This is a genomic window from Variovorax sp. MHTC-1 (assembly GCF_003984645.1).
Taxonomy (GTDB): domain Bacteria; phylum Pseudomonadota; class Gammaproteobacteria; order Burkholderiales; family Burkholderiaceae_C; genus Variovorax.
This window is the reverse complement of record NZ_RWKI01000099.1, coordinates 1-705: the sequence shown is the minus strand read 5'-3', so window position 1 is coordinate 705 and position 705 is coordinate 1. Positions and strand designations below refer to the sequence as shown.

At 70.2% G+C, this 705-nt stretch carries 1 protein-coding gene; it reads left to right on the top strand.

Annotated features, from left to right (window positions below):
• Positions 1 to 705, top strand: a 705-nt coding sequence (locus tag EJI01_RS28445) for a M20/M25/M40 family metallo-hydrolase (RefSeq protein ID WP_126840423.1), incomplete at both ends; no start/stop codon positions are given.

The following is a 705-nucleotide window of genomic DNA, read 5'->3' as shown; positions in this document are numbered from 1 at the left end:
CGGCGCCGAGCAGCCCGCGGCCGAATTCCTCGAGCGCACGCTGGCCGGCATGGGGCTGGAAGCCGAGCGCATCGTGCTCGACAGCAGCCTGATCGAGAACAGTCCGATGTTCTCCTGCCCCTGCGATCCCGACAACGGGCGCTACAACCTGCTGGCGCGCCACCTGCCGCGCACGCGCGGCGGGCGCTCGGTGCTGTTCAACGGCCACCTCGACGTGGTGCCGACCGGACCCGAGTCGCTCTGGGCCCGGCCGCCCTACGTGCCGTGGGTGCAGGACGGCTGGCTCCACGGCCGCGGCGCGGGCGACATGAAGGGCGGCATCGTCTGCGCGCTGATGGCCTTCGAGGCGCTGCGCGAACTCGGCCTGCAGCCCGCGGGCGTCGTGGGCTTCAACGCGGTGCTCGACGAGGAGAACACCGGCAACGGCACGCTCGCAACCGTGCACGCGCTGCAGAACGCCATGGGCAAGGCGAAGCTCACCGACTTCGATGCGGTCGTGATCCCCGAGCCCTTCGGCGAGACGCTGATGAGCGCCCAGGTCGGCGTCTGCTGGCTGTTCATCGAGATCACCGGCAAGCCGGCCCACGTGGCCTACATGAGCCAGGGCATCAACCCGATCGAGGCCGGCATCGCGATCATGGCCGACCTGAAGGTGCTGGAGGCCGAGTGGAACGCGCCGGAAGTGCGGCATCCGCTGTTCCGCGA